This window comes from Mesorhizobium sp. CCNWLY176, from assembly GCF_037153935.1.
Lineage (GTDB): Bacteria > Pseudomonadota > Alphaproteobacteria > Rhizobiales > Rhizobiaceae > Mesorhizobium_M > Mesorhizobium_M zhangyense.
The window spans coordinates 385,991-404,517 of record NZ_JBBBDZ010000005.1; the positions used below are offsets into that span (position 1 = coordinate 385,991).

An 18,527-nucleotide genomic window follows, 5' to 3' on the forward strand; every position below is an offset into this window, starting at 1 on the left:
ACCCGCTGTCAGCGGCTCGCTTCGTCCTGAATAAGTTCGATGCGGTTGCCGAACGGGTCGCTGACAAAACATCTCTCGACCCCTTCCAGCGTGTCATCCGGGGTCACTGGGAATCCGGCTGCGTGGAGTTTCTTTGACAAGGTCGCAAGATCGTCCACCAGCAATGCCGGATGTGCTTTGCGGGCAGGCTGGAAGCCGGCCTCGACGCCGAGATGGATTTTCACCGCCCCCTGTTCGAACCAGCAGCCGCCACGCGCCGCGAGCGGGGCGGGTTTTGCGGCTTCGGGGATGCCGAGCAGTTCGCCGTAGAAACGCCGCGCCGCGTTTTCTTCACCGGTCGGCATGGCGATCTGGACGTGGTCGATGCCGGTTATGGTCATGGCGTGTCCATCAATGATTGACCGCGTAGCGATGGGGCTCCTTGTCAGGATCGTCCGTCAGGCGTGGTAACGCAACTGGCTGCCGCAGTAATCCCCTCTCCGTCTCGGCTTCGCCGAGCCACCTCTCCCCATTTCATGGGGCGAGGAACCTAAATCCTGAAATGCAGCGGCCTATCAAAACTTGGGTTCCTCGCCCCGCTTGCGGGGAGAGGTGGCTCGGCGAAGCCGAGACGGAGAGGGGAGTTCGAAGGGCAAAACCGGAAAAGAGAGGCCGCAATCAATCCGCCATCGCCACCAGCGCGTCGGGATCATAAGCGAGGCGGATGGGCGCGCCGACTGGGATGTCGTCGGCGCCGAAATTGTTGGTTTCGGTCACCGACAGCGGTTTTTCCAGTCCGGGGATGTCGACGATGAGATGGGTGATCTCACCGAAATAATGCCGGTCGACGACCGTGCCGGCGACCTCGTGCTTGTCCTTGGCGTCGTCCCACAGCACGCGCAGCCGTTCGGGGCGGATGCCGAGTGTGGCGGCTTTGCCGTTGCGCACGAAGGCTGCCGGCTTGTCGGTTTTCACGCGGCCGAAGCCGAGCGTGTCGACGGTCATGGACGCGCCGTTCTCCTCGACGATCTCGGCTTTCACGAAATTCATGCCGCCGAGGAAATCGGCGACCTGCCGGTTGACCGGGCGCTGGTAGATTTCCTTGGGCGAGGCGACCTGCGCGATCTTTCCGCCGAACATCACGGCGATGCGGTCGGACATGGCGAGCGCCTCATACTGGTCATGGGTGACGAGGATGAAGGTGATGCCAACGGCCTGCTGCAACCGGCGCAGTTCGACCTGCATCTGCTCGCGCAGTTTCTTGTCGAGCGCCGACAGCGGCTCGTCGAGCAGCAGCACCTTCGGCCGCATGACCAGCGCGCGGGCCAGCGCCACGCGCTGGCGCTGGCCGCCGGAGAGTTCGGTCGCGCCGCGCTTGCCGAGCCCGGTCAACGACACCTGTGCCAAGGCTTCCTCGACGCGGCGCTTTTCTTCCGTTGCGTCAAGCCGCAGGCGCTTCAGGCCGTAGCCGACATTCTGCTCGACATTGAGATGCGGGAAGATGGCGTAGCTCTGGAACACCATGTTGGTCGGGCGGCGGTTGGCCGGGATACCCAGCATCTCCTGCCCGTCCACCGCAATGCTGCCGCTGGTCGGGTTGTCGAAGCCGGCGATCATTCTGAGAAGCGTGGTCTTGCCGCAACCGGAGGGGCCGAGCAGCGAGAAGAACTCGCCTTCCCGGATCGTCAGCGAGGCGTCGTCCAGTGCCTTGAAGGCGCCGTAACTGCGCGTGACATGCGAAATCTCGATCATCGGCCGTTCGGATTTGGAACGTTCAGGCAAAGACGCCTCCCGTGTTCTGGGTGCGTCGCGCGGCACGGCGGCGCAGGATTTCGGCAAGGGTCAGAAGGACGAAGGAGCCGACCAGAAGCAGCGTGCCGAGCGCCAGCACGCCGGGCAGCTTCGAGGCGAAGCGCAACTGGCCCCAGATATAGACCGGCAAGGTCGATTCCGTGCCGGTGAGGAAGAAGGCCATGATGAATTCGTCGAGCGAGATGGTGAAGGAGACGAGCAGGCTGGAGATGATCGCGGGCGCCACCATCGGCAGCGTCACCCGGCGAAATGTGCCGAAGGCGGATTCGCCGAGGTCGGCGGAGGCTTCCTCAAGGCTGCGGTCAAAACCTTCGAAGCCGGAGGTCAGCACGCTGAGCGAATAGGGGATGCAGACCAGCACATGGCCGAGCACCACGGTGACCAGCGACAGGCTGAGGCCCAGCTGCAGCATCACCAGCAGCATGGAAACCGCGACGATGATTTCCGGCAGAACCAGCGGCGCCATCAGCAGGCCGTTGATGGTGCGGCGGCCGGGAAAGCGGTAGCGCGTGATGGCGCGCGCCGCGCATATGCCGAGCACGGTCGAGAGGATGGCAGCGGAAACACCGACCATCAGGCTGTTCCAGGCCGCGTCCAACAGCGCCGGCGTGTGTGGCAGTTCCTCGTACCATTTGAGCGTGAAGCCGCTCAGCGGAAATTTCGGCGAGGCCGATGTGTTGACCGAGAATATCGGCAGGAAGATCACCGGCAGATAGAGAAAGACGATGTAGAGGAAGGCATAGGCCGGCAGCCAGTTCGACAGGATCTTGCGCAGTCCGCTCATCGCGCCAGCCTCGCTGCCGAGCGGATGATCAGCACGGTCGCCGCCGCCATCATTGTGACGATCGCCATGGTCGTCACCGAAAGTGCGGCACCCAGCGGCCAGTTGGCGCCCTTGCCGAACTGCGCCTGAATGGCGTTGGCGATCATGACGCCGTCTTTGCCGCCGACGAGGCGCGGCGTGACGAAATCGCCGACCGTCGGGATCATGACGATGAGGATCGCCGAGACGATGCCGGGCACCGACAGCGGCAGCGTCACCCGCATGAAGCGGCGCAGTGGCCCGTCGCCGAGATCGGTCGCCGCTTCGATCAGCGTGCGGTCGATCTTTTCGAGCGAGACGAAGATCGGCAGGATGGCGAAGGCCGCCCAGGCATGGGTCAGCGTGATGACGACGGCGCTGGTGTTGTAGAGCAGGGCGGTCGAGGGTTCGTCGATGATGCCGAGGCCGAGCAAGCCGGAATTGAGCACGCCGTTGTAGCCGAGGATGACCTTCCACGACATGACGCGCAGCAGGTAGCTCGTCCAGAACGGGATGGTGATCAGGAACAGCCACAGGCCCTTATGCCGCCCGCCATGGAAGGAAATGTAGAAGGCGATCGGATAGGCCAGCACGACGGTGAAGAAGCTGACCAGCAGCGAGATCCACAGCGAGCGCATCAGCAGGTCGCGGTAGATCGGCTCGGTCAGCGCGATGCGGTAGTTTTCCAGCGTGAAAGTGCGGTCGATGGTGAGGTAGTTCTGCGTCCAGAAACTATGCGCGATCACCACCAGGATCGGCACGACCAGAAGCACCAGCGCGTAGAGGAATGTCGGGCTGATAAGGGCAAAGCCCTGGGCCGATTCCGATTGCAGAAGGGAGGTTCTTCGAGACTGCGCGGGCCGCAGCGCAGGTGCCCCTTCCGCAGCCGCCGTCATTGCAGGGGCTCACATAAGAATGCTGGCTCGGTGTCCGGCATGACCATCCCATTTTTGCGCCGGCGTCACATTCCCTGGGTGCGCCGGCTTTCTTTCATCATGAGCCCATCCGTGGATTGAAATCAAGCGCTATTTCTGCGATATTGACTGAACGGACATTCAATATGATCCGAATAAAGGCTTGCTTCTGCATTCATGCCGGACTGTGGCGAATGCGATGAGCTGGCCGGGAAAGCGAGGGAAAATGGCTGCGGTGAAAGACATGTGGAAGGCCGGCGGCGGCATCGAGATGCTGCCAAGCGAGGATACGGTCGATCTTGCAAAGCGCCATCTGGTTCAGCCCTGGCCGACCGCCGGCGAGATCGGCGCGGAGACGCGCAGCCTGATCGGCAGCGGCGACGGCATCTACATCACCGACGGCGACGGCAAGCGGCTGATCGACGGGCCGGCGGGCATGTGGTGCGTCAATGTCGGCCATCGCCGCGAGGAGCTTGCCCGCGTCATGTACGACCAAGCCATGCAGCTTTCCTACAACACGCCGTGGTACACGATGAACGAGCCTTCGGCCGTCCTGGCCGAGCGCATCGCGGGGCATGCGCCGGGCGATCTTTCCCACGTCTTCTTCACCACCGGCGGCTCGTCGGCGGTGGAAAGCGCGCTGCGCTTCATGCAGTTCTACAACAATGTCCGCGGCCGGACGGAAAAGAAGCTCATCCTGTCGCGCGGCGGCGCTTATCACGGCTCGACCTATCTGTCGGCCTCGCTCAACGGCCGCCCGCGCGACCGCGACTGGATGGACGGCGCGGACGAACTGATCGTCAAACTGTCGTCGCCTGATCCATTCCGGCGGCCTGCCGGCATGAGCATTGCGGTGTTCTGCGACCGGCTGGTGGCGGAGTTCGAGGATACGGTGAAGCGCATCGGCGCCGACAGGATCGGCGCTTTCGTCGGCGAGCCGGTGCAGGCTTCGGGCGGCGTCATCGTGCCGCCGGAAGGGTATCTCAAACGCATCCGGAAATTCTGCCGCGACAACGACATCCTGTTCATCGCCGATGAGGTCGTCACCGCCTTCGGCCGGCTCGGACATGTGTTTGCATCGGGTGATGTGTTCGGCATCGATCCCGACATCATCACCTTCGCCAAGGGCGTCACCTCGGGCTATTTCCCGCTCGGCGGCATGATCGTCTCGGAGCGGCTGCTGGAAGATTTGCGCCGCTCCAATCATCCAACGGCGATGTATGCGCATGGCCTGACCTATACCAGCCACCCCGTCGGCTGCGCCGTGGCGCTCGCCAATCTCGATCTTCTGGAAAATGGCGTTCTCGCCCATGCGCGAGAGGTCACGCCCTATTTCCAGGCGCAGCTGAAGACGCTGGAGGAATTGCCGCTGGTCGGTGAGGTGCGCGGCGTTGGGCTGATGGCCTGCGTCGAATGCGTCGCCGACCGCGACAGTAAGGACCCGCTGGAACTCGACCGCAATGTCGGCCAGCGCATCGATGCGCATTGCCACGACCTCGGCCTGCTGGTGCGCCCGCTGATCAACATGTGCGTGATGTCGCCGCCGCTTACCATCACCAAAGAGCAGATCGACGACATGGTCGGCATTCTGCGCGAAGGCATTTCGCGGACGATGGATGATTTGAGGAAAGAGGGTGTGTGGCGGGGGTAGTGCTCTTCTCTCGTAGACGTTGGTGCGTTTGAAACACCCCCACCCCTAACCCCTCCCCACAAGGGGGAGGGGAACTTTGCTGCGTGACCGCTGCGTCCTAATCTTCAGCGTTCTTGGTGGCCAAGGCGGCGGCATCGTCCCCCTCCCCCTTGTGGGGAGGGGTTAGGGGTGGGGGTCGTTCTTAAATGAAACTGCCTTGCGGAGAGAGTCGCTCACCCCCTCGACCGCAGCGCCTCGTTCAGGCTCGCCATATCCTTCTCGTCGGGTGCTGTTTCCAGATCGAGCACCGGTATTTGCGCGCGCAGGTGGTCGTGGTGGGTGCGCACGCCGTATTCGAGGTCGGAGAGGTAGAAGCCGGCAAACGCCTCCGACAGCATGGATTCGTTCGACCAGACCGAAAGCTGCACGTCTTCCGACATGGTTTCGCGGTCGATGCGGAACGACAGGTAGCGGGCGGCTGCCTGCTCGCGCGTCTCCTCGCGGTATTTGTAGATAGCGCCGCGCAGAAGGGTCTCGCCGGTCGAGAGCGGGAACTCCTGATAGAACTGCACCGATTCCGGCATCACCGAAATCACCGCATTGGGGAACAGGCCGTAATAGACCCAGGCCTTCTTCAGCTTCTCCGGCAGGTGGGCCGGTTCGGGCGCGATGTTGACGTAGTTCTTCACGCTCCAGCGCCGGCCGGCATGCGGGTTGTAGGTGGCGAAGGAACGCGACACACCCTTGACGAAGGGCTCGTCGAAATAGGTCGAGCCATAGAGGTCCTGAAGTGCGGGATGCGCCATGGCGACGTGGTAGCCTTCATTGTCGACATCGCGCACCGACTTCCAGTTGACCGGGCTGGTCTGAGTCCAGATGCCGTAGGAAGGCTCCATATCGGCGATGCCGTAGTGGCCAAGTTCCGCCTCGAAAGGTTTCAGCAGCTCGGCAACTGATGGCTGTGGCCCCTTGCGGAAGCGCACGAAGATCAGCCCCATCCAGATTTCGAGTTCCAGCGGCGTCAGGCCGAATTCGGCTTTGTCGAGTTCGGGAAAGCTGCCGGGGCGGGCGGCACCGCGCAGCGTGCCGTCGAGATTGTAGACCCAACCGTGGAAGGGGCAGACCAGCGCGTTCTTGCAGGTGCCCTGATTGTCGGCGACGACGCGGCTGCCGCGGTGGCGGCAGATATTGTGAAAGGCCCGCACCACGCCGTCCTTGCCACGCACGATCAGCGCTCGCTCGCCGACCACATCCATGGTCAGGTAATCGCCCGCGTTCGGCACGTCCGAGATATGGCCGACGATCTGCCAGTGGTTGCGGAAGATATGTTCCTTTTCCAGCTCCAGCAGAGCGGGGCTATGGTAGGCCCAGCCGGGCAGCCCGCGCCGGTCCCAGTCGTTGGGAACCTTCACGTCACGAATATGCGGGTTCATCGGCGCGCCTTTTCTTATTGAATTATCATTCAATAAGATCATATTTCCCATTAAATTGCAATGCTTTACGGAAATACGGTTGAATTCAAGAAAGAGCGGGTCGTGCCTGATTGGCGGAAAAAGCTCGGCTTTTCCGGGTGTTAACCGGGTATCGAGCACACAAAAAAACGCGCCAGCGAGGGGCCGGCGCGATGCCTGATTTCAGCGGAGAAGAGGGACGAATCGCCGTCCTACTTCTGGATTTCGGCCTTGATCTTGGTGACTTCCTCGGCGCTCATTTCGCCGACGGTCTTCACCTCGCCGCCCTGGATGCGCCACAGCCGGAACGGGCCGGTGATGTCGCCATACTGGTCGAAGGTGACCGGGCCGATGACGCCTTCATATTTGATCGGCTTGCCTTCCTTGATCAGGCCGAGCGCCTTGGCGAATTCGTCCTTGCCGGCGTAGATCGGCTCGCCGCCATCGGCCACGACTTCGGGGATGGCCGTCTTGATCGCAGCGGACTCAGGCTTGCCTGCCTTGGCGATGGCAAGTGCGACGATAGCGCCGGCGTCATAGGAGCGGTCGGCAGCCGGCGCGTCAGGCTTGATGCCGCCCGAGAAGGCTTCGTAATTGGCGTTGAAATATTCCGTCGACTTGGTCGGGCTGGTGCCCGACGAGATGCCATAGGCTTCCTCCAGGTATTGTGCGCCGACGCTGGAGATGAATTCGCTCGAATTCATGCCGTCGTTGAGCATGAATTTCTGCGGGCCACCGCCGGAAATCCAGGCGCGCGCGATGGTCGCGCCGTCGACCGGATAGCTGATCAGATAGAGCGCTTCCGGCTCGCCCTTCATTGCCGCACTGGCCTCGGAGGAATAGCTTGCCTGTTTTTCGTTGTAAGGCGTGACCGAGGTGATGGTGCCGCCGAGCTTCTCGTAGACTTCCTTGAATTCGCGCACCAGATTGACGCCGAAATCGTTGTTGACGTGGATGATGGCGATCTTCTTGAGGCCCTGGCCGAGCGCATGCTTGGCGGCGGCGACGCTTTGCAGGGCGTCCGAGGTGATGGTGCGGAAGAAGACGCCGTTGGTCTTGCCGTCGCGGCCAAGCTGGGTGAGCGTCGGCGAGGACGATGCCGGCGAAACCTGCACGACGCCGGCCGGTCCTGTGACCGAAGTCAGGATCGGCAGCGACACCGACGAGATGATGCCGCCGATGATGACCGGTACCTTCTTGATGTTGACCAGCTGGGTTGCCTGGTCGACGGCGACCGTTCCCTGGCTCTGGCTGTCGCGCGTGTCGGTCACCAGCTTGCAGCCGTTGACGCCGCCGGCTTCGTTGAAATCGCGAAACGCCATGTCGACCGACTTCGCGCCGGCCTGGCCGTATTCGCCGGCAGGTCCGGTCAGTTCCATGACGAGGCCGACGGTGATGTCGCAATCGGCCGCAAGCGCGGGCAGTGCCGAGGCACTAAGCGCCGTCAGCATGCTGGTGAGCAGAAGCATTTTCCTCATGTTCGTATTCCCCTTTTTGTTCGGGCCGGCTCGTTGCGCGGCCGCTGCATCGTTCATTCTCGGTCGTAGTATCGCGCCGTCTCCCGAGGCGCGGTGGTCAGGCAGCTCCCTTGTTGAGATTGTATTTCATGATCGCGCCGTGGCGGCCGTGGCGGTCGCGCTCCAGCGTATAGACGTCGCCTTCGAGCTCGGTGGCTTGCGTCACCACCGCGTCGATCTCGGCCTGATCCTCAGCCGTCAAAGCGAGATCGGAAATCGCCAGATTGGAAGGCAGATGCGTGCGGTTGCGCGCGCCGACGATGACGCCGGCAACGCCCGGCCGCGTCAGCATGGCCGCACTCGCCACCGTGGCGATGTCGGTGCCGTGCCGGTCGGCAATGCCGCGCAATGTCTTCAGCAAGGTCTGGAACAGGTCCCAGCCGCCGAAGTCCTCAATGACCAGCCTGTATTTGACGAGCGAGCGGTTCTCCAGCGCATCGTCCGGCTCGGGCATGCCCAGCCATTTGTCGCTCAGGAAGCCGCCGGCAACGGTACCGTAGCACAGCAGCGAGACACCGTTTTCGCCTGCGGCCTTCACCATCCGCTTCGCCGGGCGGCTGTCGAGCAGCGAATACTGCACCTGCATCGAGACCAGCGGCACGCCACCGCCGATGATGTCCAGCATATGGTCGGTGTCAAAATTGGTGCTGCCGATGTGGCGGATCTTGCCGGCCTTGCGCAGTTCCTCCAGCCATTGCGCGGCTTCCAGCCAGCGCGGCGCTTCATAATCCCACCAGTGGAACTGGACGAGGTCGAGCCGTTCGAGATTGAGCCGGCGCAGCGACTGGTCGATGACGCTTTCGACATAGGATTTGCTGATGCGCGGCAACACCTCGAGGTCGGGCACGAATTTGGTATGCACCCCAATCCGGGCCAGCGCCTCCTCGCCACGCAGGTCGCGGTAGCGCAGGCGGAAGCGGCCGATCAGTTCCTCGACGCCGGTGTAGATGTCGGCGCAATCGAAATTGGTGATGCCGGCATCGGCGAAGGCGACCATGTCGGCGATCGGATCTTCGCTGGCCAGCGCGCCATGGCCGCTGGCCATTTGCCAGCCACCGCGGATCACCCGCGATATTTCGTAGTCCGGCGCCAGTCGGGTTCTCTGCATGGTTTCAGTCTCGATCGTCTTGAAGCGGTACGGCTGTCGTCTGCGCATGGCTGAAGCGGCGCAGGCCGGTGCGGATGATGCGGAAGCGCGACGTGCAGTTGGGGTCGGGGCAGGCGACCTCGGCGTCGGTCGTCATCCAGTCGTTCTTGTGGGTGGGGCGCTGCTTTGCCGGCAGCAGCGGCAAGAGCGATGCCAGTGAATAGATCGAAAAGCCCTGGCCGGGCGGCAGATGCAGCATCTCGCCGCGCATCTCGAAATAGTCGCCGACCTTGGCGCCGCAATAGATGGCGCCGCCTTCCGGGGCCGTCACCTCGACGCGAAGGTCGTAAAGCTCGAAGGAATCGTCGTGGTTGTCAGCCATGGCGAACGGCCCTTTCCTCGGTATCGTCGACGTCGAGGCGCGCGCGTATCAGGTTGAAGGAGCGGGTGATGTCGTCGGTCAGCGCCTTGATCGAGCCTTTCACATCGCCGCGCTCCAAGGCATCGATCAGCGCCCAGTGGTGATGGGTTGCCGGAATGTCGCGATGCTCGTCGTGGATATGGGCAGCGGCGCGCACATAGGGGCCGGATTGCAGCCACAGGCTTTCGACGATGGGGATCAGCACCGCCGATCGGGCGGCGCGGTAGACGTAGAAGTGAAAGGCGTGGTTGAGCTCGGACGTCTTGTGCGCCCTGTCGCCGTCATCGCTGCGAAAGGCCGTCTCGCAGGCGACGGTGAGCTGCTTCAGCTGCTCGAAATCCTCCGCCGAAAGGTTAGGCAGCGCCAGCGCCGTGATCTGCCCTTCGATCAGGCAGCGGGCGCGAGCGAGGTCGTCGAGCCGCTCGCGGGTGATGGTGGGAACCCGCACCGAACGGTTGGGCAGTGCTTCCAGTGCCTGTTCCGAGACCAGCCGTCCCAGCGCCTCGCGCACCGGCATGGTGCTGGTCTGCAGCGTCTCGGCCAGATCCTGGATACGCATCATCTCGCCGGCGTCGAACAGTCCGTGGATCAGCGAGCGGCGCAGCTCGGCATAGACGCGGTCATGCAGGGTTTCGCGCCCGACGGGGGAGAGGGCTCCGCGCCGGCTCACCGCCTCGATCCTTCGAAAATACTGCCTCGAGGCTCGTCCCGCCCGGCGTTTCCGGGCGCGCGCATTGCGTGCTGATTTTTCCGATCGGCCATGCTTGTCCGCCGTTCAAAATCGGGGGCCGTCATGCGGCCAACGTCGATTTTTTTAGTTGCAATTCTGACAGATGTAAAGTTTGATCAAACATCACCTATCAAAATTCTTTCGAATGAGCCCCGGATGCACCCCGTTGCAAATGACCCGAACGGTTCGACAGAAACAAAGCGCGCGCCGCTCGTTGAGGCACGCGACCTGGTCAAGCAGTTCGGCGGTTTGCGTGCGGTCGACGGCATGTCGATCACGCTGCATCGCGGCGAGATGATGGGGCTGATCGGACCCAATGGGGCCGGCAAGACGACGCTGTTCAACCTGCTGGCCGGCAGCCTCAGGCCGACTTCCGGCGAGATCAGGATTTCCGGCGCGGCGGTTTCGCATGAAGGTCCCGAGCGGCGCATCGCGCGCGGTGTCGGCCGCACCTTCCAGATCCCAAAACCCTTCGCCGAAATGACGGTTCTGGAGAACGTTCTGACCGGCGGCCAGCATCAGGCCGGCGAGCATATCTGGAAGAACTTTTTGCAGCCCGGCCGTGTCGCTTCGCAGGAGAAAGCCGCCGTCGAAAAGGCCCGTTCGCTCCTGGAATTTGTCACGCTTTCCGGCCTCGAGAGCGAGCCGGCGCGGGTGCTGTCCGGCGGGCAGCGCAAGCTGCTCGAACTCGCCCGCATCCTGATGGCCGACCCCGAAACCATCCTGCTCGACGAGCCGGCGGCCGGCGTCAACCCGACGCTGCTTGAACTCATCATCGACCGCGTGCTGGAGCTCAATGCGCGCGGCAAGTCGATCCTGCTGATCGAGCACAATATGGAAATGGTCGCGCGGCTGTGCGGCCGGGTGGTGGTCATGGCGGCGGGAAAACATCTGGCGGAAGGGTCTCCCGTCGAAGTGTCGCGCGACCGCACCGTCATCGAAGCCTATCTCGGCGGGGTGGCGGCATGACGGCAACCGGCCAACCCGTCGCCCTGTCCACGAAAGCGCTGGTCGCCGGCTATGAGCGCGACCTGCCCATCGTGCGCGGCGTCGATTTTTCCATACGCTCGGGCGAACTCGTCATCGTGCTTGGGCCCAATGGCGCCGGCAAATCCACTTTCGTCAAGGCCGTCGCCGGGCTGGTGCCGATCCATTCCGGCGCAACATTCCTTGGCGATCGCGACATCACCAGTGTTCCGGCGCATGAAAAAATCCGCCACGGCCTGGCCTTCGTGCCGCAGACCGAAAACATCTTCGCGACGCTGTCGATTAACGACAATCTGCTTCTGGCGGCAAACATTCTGCCGAAGGAAAAACGCAGCCGTCGCATCGCCGATCTCTACGCCATGTTCCCAGACCTTGCATCGCGGCCGTCGTTGCGGGCCGGCCAGCTATCCGGCGGGCAGCGTCAGATGCTGGCGGTGGCGCGCGCGCTGATCGTCGAGCCTTCGGTGCTGATCCTCGACGAGCCGTCCGCCGGCCTGTCGCCGAAGATCGTCTCCGAGGTTTTCTCAAAGCTCAAGGCGATCAACGAAACCGGGGTCACCATCATTCTCGTCGAGCAAAATGTGAAGGCAGCGCTCGCCATCGCCGACCGCGCCGTCATTCTGGTCGAAGGGCTGCTGCGCCACGAAGGGCCGGCTGCGACACTGGCTGACGACCCCATCGTCGCGGAACTCTATCTCGGTGCGCGGCATCAGTCGAAGGCGGTGGCGTCATGAACCCGCAAGCCATCATGGACGGGCTGATCACCGGCTCGATGATCGGGCTTGGCGCCATCGGCGTGACACTGACCTATTCGATCCTGCGCTTCGCCAATTTCGCCCATGGCGAATTCATCAGCTGGGGCGCCTATTTCGCGCTCGCCATCAGCGGGGCGCTGGGTTCGCTGTCGGGCGCCTTTCTCGCGCCCATCGGGCCGTTCTCCTTCGGCTGGTCGCTGCCTTTGGCGACCGTGCTAGCCGTGGCGCTCACCGGCGGGCTGGCGCTTCTCGTTGACGCTCTGCTGTTCGGCCGCCTGCGTGCCCAGCGCGGTGCCGTCATCATTATGGTCATGGCGAGTTTTGGTGCGGCACTCACCCTGCGCAGCCTGCTCGAATTCATCTTCACCTCCAAGCCGGCCTATTTCTCGAAGGCATTGCAGATCGCGATGCCTCTGGGCGGTGGCTTGCGCGCAACGCCCGACCAGCTTCTGTCGCTCGGCATTGCCGTACTGCTTGTCGTCGCCGTTCACCTGCTGCTCACCCGCACCGCGATCGGCCGCTCTATGCGCGCCGTTAGTGAGAACCAGCAGCTTGCCGGCGTCGTCGGCATCGATGTGCGCAAGGTCATCCGCACGGTCTGGGTGCTTGGCGCGGGGCTGGCCTGCGTCGCGGGCGTCATGGCCGGGCTGCTCGTGCAGATCCGTCCGTATATGGGTTTTGACCTCCTGCTGCCGCTGTTTGCGGCGGCGATACTGGGCGGCATCGGCAGCGTACCCGGCGCCATGCTTGCCGGCCTGATCGTCGGGCTGACGGAGGCCTTCGCGGTCCAGCTCATCGGTGCGGAATGGCGCGCGGCCATCGCCTTCGTCATCCTCGTCGCGGTGCTGCTGCTGCGCCCGCAGGGCCTGTTCGGGAGGCCGGAATGAGCGTCGAACTGATCGGCTATGGCGCCTTCTTCCTCACCATGGCGCTCACCTACGCCATCATCTGCCTGGGCCTCAATGTGCAGTGGGGGCAGACCGGCCTGTTCAATGTCGGCATTGCCGGCTTCGTCGCCATCGGCGCCTATGTCTCGGCGATCCTGACCACGCCCGACACAGCCAACCGCTTCGGTGGCTTTGACCTTCCGATCGCCGTCGGCTGGCTCGGGGCAGCGCTCGCCGCCGGCATCATCGCCTTCCTGATCGGCTGGCTGACGATCCGGCTGCGATCGGACTATCTCGCCATTGCCACCTTCGGCGTCGCGGTCGCAGTCCAGCTCTGCGCGCTTAATCTGGAGCGGTTGACCGGCGGACCCTTCGGCATCGGCTTCATCCCGCGCCCCTTCGCCAGCCTTGCCGGCGATCCGCTCGCCTTCAGCCTGCTCAATCTGGGCGTGCTCGTCGTCGTCGTGCTTGTGCTTTATCTCGCATTGGAGCGGCTGGTGCGCAGCCCGTGGGGGCGCGTGCTGCGCGCCATTCGCGAGGACGAGACGGCAGCGCTGGCACTGGGCAAGAGCGCGGTCAGGTTCCGTCTCCAGGCCTTCGCCATCGGCGGCGGCATCATGGGGCTGGCGGGTGCCGCGCAGGCGCATTTCATCGGCTTCATTGCGCCGGAAAACTACCTGCCGATGCTGACCTTCCAGGTCTGGGCGATGCTGATCGTCGGCGGTTCGGGCAACAATCGCGGCGCGATCCTCGGCGCGGTGCTGGTCTGGGGCATCTGGGCTGCTTCGGCGGCGGCTGTGTCGGCCATCTTCCCGCCCGATCAGCAGGCGCGCGCCGCAGCGCTGCAGATCGTCATGATCGGCGTCGCGCTCTGCGCCATCCTGCTCCTGCGCCCGCGTGGCATTCTGGGCGAGGTGCGGGTGGTTTCCCGCCATCTCGGCCGCCTGTCGCCGCTCAAGCGCGCCACCTCGATCCCGCAAAACAACGAGCCTCAGCATGTCCAAAAGCCCTGACCGCATCGCGCTCAGTGATACGCTTTCCATCAGCCGCCTGGTCTGCGGGCTATGGCAGGTGGCCGATCTCGAAAAGGGCGGCACGCTGCTCGATCCCGAACGCGCGGCGGATGCACTGCAGGCCTATGCCGAGGCCGGCTTCGACACCTTCGACATGGCCGACCACTATGGCAGCGCCGAGGTGATCACAGGCCGGCTTCTGGCGCGTTACCCTGCCAGCAAGCGCCCCGTCGCTTTCACCAAATGGTGCCCGGAGCCCGGACCGATGACCGCCGAGATCGTGCGCGAGGGCGTGCAGGAACGCCTCGACCGGCTCGGTGTCGACAAGGTCGATCTCCTGCAATTCCACTGGTGGACCTTCGAGCATCCGGCATGGCTCGACGCGCTGCATGAGATGGCGCAGCTCAAAGGCGAGGGGCTGATTGGCGCGATCGGCGTTACCAATTTCGATGCTGCGCATCTGGCGCTGGCGCTGGTCGATGGCGTGCCGGTCGCCACCAATCAGGTTTCCTTCTCGCTGGTTGACCGGCGGGCAGCCGGCGCGCTGTCTGGGTTGTGCAAGAAGACCGGAGTGAGACTGCTGGCCTATGGCACGCTCTGCGGCGGCTTCCTCTCCGAAAAATGGCTGGGCCAGCCGGAGCCCTCAGAAATCGCCGACTGGAGCCGCTCGAAATACAAGCGCTTCATCGACACGGCCGGCGGCTGGGCCGGTTTCCAGGGCATTCTCGTAGCTGCCAGCGAGATTGCCAAAAAACACAAGGTCTCGATCTCCAATGTCGCGACGCGCTGGGTGCTCGAACATGAGGCGGTAGCAGCGGCCATAATCGGCGCGCGCATCGGCGAGAGTGAGCATCGCTCCGACAACCTCAACATTTTCGACTTCTCGCTCGACGCTGAAGATAGAGCGCGGCTCGAAGAGGCTTTCGCCGCGACGAACCCTATTCCCGGTGACTGCGGCGACGAATATCGCCGCCCGCCCTATCTCACTGCGTCGGGCGATCTCAGCCACCATCTCGACGCGATCCCCTCGGTGTTTAAGGCCGAACCCATGCCCGGGCGTCCTGATCGCCTGCGCGTTTCCTCCGGCAGCATCTGGGAGCCGATCGCCGGCTACAGCCGCGCCGTGCGGGTGAAGGACATGATCCGCGTCTCCGGTACCACGGCCACGCACGCGTCCGACCGTTGCGTTGCGCCGGGCGATGCCGGCGCACAGACCACATACATTCTCGACAAGATTGCTGCTTCCATCACGGCGCTCGGCGGCAAGATGGAGGACGTCGTGCGTACCCGCATCTATCTGCGCGACGCCTCGAAATGGGAGCCGGTTTCGCGCGCCCATGGCCGGGTGTTCGGCGAGGTGTTGCCGGCCAACACGCTGATCGAAGCCGGCGATCTGATCGGTGACTATGAGGTCGAGATCGAGGCCGAGGCGATTGTCTGAGGTTCCGTGGCAAAGCGCCGGCTGACGAAACGTGAGCCGGCAAGGCCAAAGCGCCAGGGATAATCGACCGCCTGGCTGATGCCGATGCGCTTTCCGACGAGGATGCCGACATCCCTTGCTCTCGGCTCAATCCGGATATCAGGACCGTCGAGCGAGAGCTTGTCATGCGAGCGGTCGATGGCGAGCGCCTGGCAAAGCCTGCCGGGGCCGGCGCAAAGCAGGCGCAAATCGTCGAGACCGCGCCGTTCGCGCATCAGCTCCATGCCATCGAGCGGTTCTAGCGCCCGGATCAGCACCGCGCTGCCTGGTTCGCAGACCGTGTTCAGGCACCAGTGAATTCCGTAGGAACGGTAGACATAGGCACGTCCCGGTGGCCCGAACATTGCGGCATTGCGCTCGGTTGGTCCACGAAAGGCGTGCGAGGCGGGATCGTCAGGACGATAGGCCTCGGTCTCGACGATGATGCCACCGACGCCATTGGCATGGATGATCGCGCCGATCAGATCCTTTGCGACGGTCACGGCGTCCCGTGCGAAAAATGAACTGGTCATGCCGGTCCGAAAAGTTTGCGGTTTGTACGTCAGGTGTCCGCGGCTACGCGTATCATTGCAAGGCTTTCCCTTCCACTTCGCAGTCACAAGAACCGGCGTCTCTGAAGACGTTTCCGTCATGATGATGGTTTGAGCGCCATTCCCCGTCGCAGATTGCCATCTCGATTCTTGCAATCGTCGGTAGAATCATTGCGTGAGTTTTGCGGCTTATGCGGTCGTCGCCCTTTCCTAGGGATCAGTCGGTCCATTTCAAAAAAGGAGCAGATAATGGGAAGCAATCTGAGGCTCGGCGTTCTTGCCGCCGGTGTAGTCGTAGCGCTCCTGGTTGCGATGGGGTCGTGGTACACGATCGATCAGGGAGAGCGCGGCGTCATCCTGCGCTATGGCGCCATTGCCGGGACGGCTGAACCTGGCCTCGGTTTCAAACTGCCCCTGATCGACGCCGTCGTGCGTGTTTCCGTCCAGTCCAAGGCTGTCGTCTACGACAAGATGGAAGCCTATAGCCGTGACCAGCAGCCGGCCGACATCAAGCTTTCGGTGAACTACCGAATTCCAGTCGATCAGGTCGATACGGTCTATGAAAAGTACGGTTCGGAAGATGGGCTGTTGTCCCGCTTAGTCGAGCGCAAGGTTTTCGAGGAAACCAAGACGGTTTTCGGCCGCTTCAATGCCGTCACGGCCATTCAGGAGCGCGGCCGCCTCAACCAGGAGATTGCCGAAGCCATTCAGCGAAGCGTTGCCGGGCCGGTCGTGATCGACACGGTGCAGATCGAGAATATCGATTTCTCGGACGCCTATGAGCAATCCATCGAGCAACGCATGCTGGCCGAAGTCGAGGTGCAGCGTCTGCGCCAGAACGCGGAGCGGGAAAAGGTGCAGGCCGAGATAACCGTCACCCAAGCCAATGCGCAAGCCGACGCACAGCGCGCTCAGGCCCAGGCCCAGGCGGATTCCGTACGCCTGCAGGCCCAGGCCGAGGCCGAAGCGATCCAGCTTCGCGGCAACGCCGAAGCCCTGGCGATCAAGGCGCGCGGCGATGCCTTGCGCGACAATCCCGGCCTTGTCGCCCTGACGCAGGCGGAGCGCTGGAACGGCCAGCTTCCGCAGACCATGCTTCCGAACAGCAGCATTCCGATGCTCAATCTGGATACGCGGGCGGTGGCGCAGGATTGATTGCTTTCGAGCACGCGGCCGGTCTGCATGTGCCAGCCGTGCAAAGATGTTTTCGCTGGAAATCGAAGCGGTGGCTAACTTCTCCGCACTCGACGCGATTGACATTGATGCGGCTGGCCCGGCTAATCTTCAAGGTCAACAATTAACAAGGTCTATCGCGACGTTGAAGGCCTCACCTTCGCCGTCCCAAGCTGCAAGAGACAGCACGCGGGCCGTGCCGTCACGGTCGAACAGTATCTTCGGCATCTCAAATCGCTTCAGCTTGGTGTTAGTACGGCCTTCGACCATAAGCTGAAAGCGGGAGAGAAGCGGCTTTTTGGCAAGCTTCCACTTCTGGCCATCACCGGATTGGAACAGCAGCAGCCTATTGCCGCCCATAACTTTCTCATCATGATCCTTGACGATTGCGAAGAAGGTTTCGCCGTCCCACCATTCGAAATGATCGTCGAACGGAATTCTGGTCTTGGCTTGCCCAACAAAGCTGATTTCCCTGGCAGGCCCATAGGGTCCTAGTGGATCGGAAGCCGAGCAAACGAAATGCCGCACTTGCCCGCCGACTTTCCCCGGCTTTTCCTTCACCGCCTTAAAGTAGAGAAGAATCTCACCGCCGCGCTGGACGATGTTCGGGGTGCCGGTCGTGCGGTATCCTTCTGGAAGTGGAATGATCGGATCGTCCTGCCTTATCCAGTCACCGTGGATGCTGTCGGCAACGGCTACTCCGACCCTCTGCGAATTTCGGTGTACCCACCAATCGTCATCAACATCCACGAGCTTGTCCGGTATGCTGTCCGGCCAGACCTCGTTGCCCTGGTTGCCGGTGTAGAAGAGGTAGAATTTCCCGCCATGCACGATCACGTGAGGATTGTAAGCGGCAGCAGCATCCCAATACGCATTGTCACGACGAATGATGATCTGACGCTCGAACCGGAACGGCCCCATCGGCGACGAGGCGGTTGCAAAGCAAATCTCCCCGTGAGTGACCCAGCTTCGGAACCCGCGCGCCGACGGCCAGCGGTCGAAAAAGCCGACATATTTGTCGTCGGCTATCTCGATGATGCTGTTGTTCCAAACGTGCCAGCCTTCCATGGCCAGCACATTGCTCGTCGGTATGGCCGAAACAGTGCATTGCCCGAATCGATCGGAAAGCAGTTCTTTGCCAAAGACAGGGCGTGACAGCATAGTAGCCATCGCGCCGGTTACGAAAAACCTGCGTGTTAAATTCAAGGCAGCCCCCTGCGCTTGCCTCGCTTCTGGCACGGAAAGCAGGGAAACCCAATCCTCAAACAGGGGGCCAATATTATTTTGGGGCTGTCCTAGGAGATTTGTTCTCTTAGGATGGCATGATGCGGTTAAAGCACTCGAAACTCACGATAATTC

At 62.7% G+C, this 18,527-nt stretch carries 18 protein-coding genes; 7 read left to right on the forward strand and 11 right to left on the reverse strand.

Annotation, left to right across the window (positions count from 1 at the left end; translation table 11 throughout):
• Window positions 1-8: 8 nt before the first annotated feature.
• The 4 genes from WBQ96_RS11675 to WBQ96_RS11690 form a co-directional block, all read right to left on the reverse strand.
• A complete protein-coding gene (locus WBQ96_RS11675; RefSeq protein ID WP_336549567.1) occupies window positions 9-380 on the reverse strand; it encodes a VOC family protein in 372 nt (123 codons plus the stop codon).
• 277 nt (window positions 381-657) lie between these two features.
• Window positions 658-1,731 carry an ABC transporter ATP-binding protein gene (locus WBQ96_RS11680; RefSeq protein WP_336550279.1) on the reverse strand — a complete coding sequence of 358 codons (1,074 nt, stop codon included), beginning with the start codon at window positions 1,729-1,731 and terminating at the stop codon, window positions 658-660.
• A gap of 22 nt (window positions 1,732-1,753) precedes the next feature.
• Entirely contained in the window at window positions 1,754-2,575 is an 822-nt protein-coding gene (locus WBQ96_RS11685; RefSeq protein WP_091909761.1) for an ABC transporter permease, read from the reverse strand.
• Window positions 2,572-3,489, reverse strand: a complete 918-nt coding sequence (locus tag WBQ96_RS11690; protein WP_336549566.1) for an ABC transporter permease — start codon at window positions 3,487-3,489, stop codon at window positions 2,572-2,574. The genes WBQ96_RS11685 and WBQ96_RS11690 overlap by 4 nt, the downstream gene beginning before the upstream one ends.
• 244 nt (window positions 3,490-3,733) lie before the next feature.
• On the opposite strand from WBQ96_RS11690, the gene WBQ96_RS11695 reads away from it, so the two are divergent.
• Complete coding sequence (locus WBQ96_RS11695; RefSeq protein WP_336549565.1) at window positions 3,734-5,158, forward strand: aminotransferase; 1,425 nt, start codon at window positions 3,734-3,736, stop codon at window positions 5,156-5,158.
• 212 nt (window positions 5,159-5,370) lie between these two features.
• On the opposite strand, the gene WBQ96_RS11700 is transcribed toward WBQ96_RS11695, so the two are convergent.
• From WBQ96_RS11700 to WBQ96_RS11720, 5 genes are all read right to left on the reverse strand, one after another.
• Complete coding sequence (locus WBQ96_RS11700) at window positions 5,371-6,570, reverse strand: aromatic ring-hydroxylating oxygenase subunit alpha (protein WP_336549563.1); 1,200 nt, start codon at window positions 6,568-6,570, stop codon at window positions 5,371-5,373.
• A 230-nt stretch (window positions 6,571-6,800) separates the two neighbouring features.
• Window positions 6,801-8,066, reverse strand: a complete 1,266-nt coding sequence (locus WBQ96_RS11705) for an ABC transporter substrate-binding protein (protein ID WP_165118718.1) — start codon at window positions 8,064-8,066, stop codon at window positions 6,801-6,803.
• Window positions 8,067-8,163: 97 nt separating this feature from the next.
• On the reverse strand, window positions 8,164-9,213 hold the full coding sequence (locus WBQ96_RS11710) for an aldo/keto reductase (RefSeq protein ID WP_336549560.1): 1,050 nt from the start codon (window positions 9,211-9,213) through the stop codon (window positions 8,164-8,166).
• A gap of 4 nt (window positions 9,214-9,217) precedes the next feature.
• Complete coding sequence (locus tag WBQ96_RS11715; RefSeq protein ID WP_336549558.1) at window positions 9,218-9,574, reverse strand: TIGR04076 family protein; 357 nt, start codon at window positions 9,572-9,574, stop codon at window positions 9,218-9,220.
• Complete coding sequence (locus WBQ96_RS11720; protein ID WP_336549556.1) at window positions 9,567-10,283, reverse strand: GntR family transcriptional regulator; 717 nt, start codon at window positions 10,281-10,283, stop codon at window positions 9,567-9,569. The genes WBQ96_RS11715 and WBQ96_RS11720 overlap by 8 nt, the downstream gene beginning before the upstream one ends.
• A gap of 216 nt (window positions 10,284-10,499) precedes the next feature.
• Between WBQ96_RS11720 and WBQ96_RS11725 the strand changes: the two genes are divergently transcribed.
• Genes WBQ96_RS11725 through WBQ96_RS11745 form a run of 5 tightly spaced genes read left to right on the forward strand, consistent with a single transcriptional unit; the run spans window position 10,500 to window position 15,426 of the window.
• Entirely contained in the window at window positions 10,500-11,312 is an 813-nt protein-coding gene (locus WBQ96_RS11725) for an ABC transporter ATP-binding protein (protein ID WP_336549554.1), read from the forward strand.
• Entirely contained in the window at window positions 11,309-12,064 is a 756-nt protein-coding gene (locus tag WBQ96_RS11730; protein ID WP_165118728.1) for a branched-chain amino acid ABC transporter ATP-binding protein, read from the forward strand. Before WBQ96_RS11725 ends, WBQ96_RS11730 begins: the two co-directional genes overlap by 4 nt.
• Window positions 12,061-12,972 (forward strand): branched-chain amino acid ABC transporter permease, encoded by a 912-nt coding sequence (locus tag WBQ96_RS11735; protein ID WP_165118730.1) that lies wholly within the window; start codon window positions 12,061-12,063, stop codon window positions 12,970-12,972. The genes WBQ96_RS11730 and WBQ96_RS11735 overlap by 4 nt, the downstream gene beginning before the upstream one ends.
• Window positions 12,969-13,985 (forward strand): branched-chain amino acid ABC transporter permease, encoded by a 1,017-nt coding sequence (locus tag WBQ96_RS11740; RefSeq protein WP_165118732.1) that lies wholly within the window; start codon window positions 12,969-12,971, stop codon window positions 13,983-13,985. Before WBQ96_RS11735 ends, WBQ96_RS11740 begins: the two co-directional genes overlap by 4 nt.
• Complete coding sequence (locus WBQ96_RS11745) at window positions 13,969-15,426, forward strand: aldo/keto reductase (protein WP_336549549.1); 1,458 nt, start codon at window positions 13,969-13,971, stop codon at window positions 15,424-15,426. The genes WBQ96_RS11740 and WBQ96_RS11745 overlap by 17 nt, the downstream gene beginning before the upstream one ends.
• Here the strand turns inward: WBQ96_RS11745 and WBQ96_RS11750 are convergent.
• Complete coding sequence (locus WBQ96_RS11750) at window positions 15,390-15,977, reverse strand: DNA-3-methyladenine glycosylase (protein ID WP_165118736.1); 588 nt, start codon at window positions 15,975-15,977, stop codon at window positions 15,390-15,392. The genes WBQ96_RS11745 and WBQ96_RS11750 overlap by 37 nt on opposite strands.
• A 267-nt stretch (window positions 15,978-16,244) precedes the next feature.
• On the opposite strand from WBQ96_RS11750, the gene WBQ96_RS11755 reads away from it, so the two are divergent.
• Window positions 16,245-17,150 (forward strand): prohibitin family protein, encoded by a 906-nt coding sequence (locus WBQ96_RS11755; protein ID WP_165118738.1) that lies wholly within the window; start codon window positions 16,245-16,247, stop codon window positions 17,148-17,150.
• A gap of 135 nt (window positions 17,151-17,285) precedes the next feature.
• Here the strand turns inward: WBQ96_RS11755 and WBQ96_RS11760 are convergent, their stop codons facing one another.
• Window positions 17,286-18,374 (reverse strand): glycoside hydrolase family protein, encoded by a 1,089-nt coding sequence (locus tag WBQ96_RS11760; RefSeq protein WP_336549545.1) that lies wholly within the window; start codon window positions 18,372-18,374, stop codon window positions 17,286-17,288.
• Window positions 18,375-18,527 lie beyond the last annotated feature (153 nt).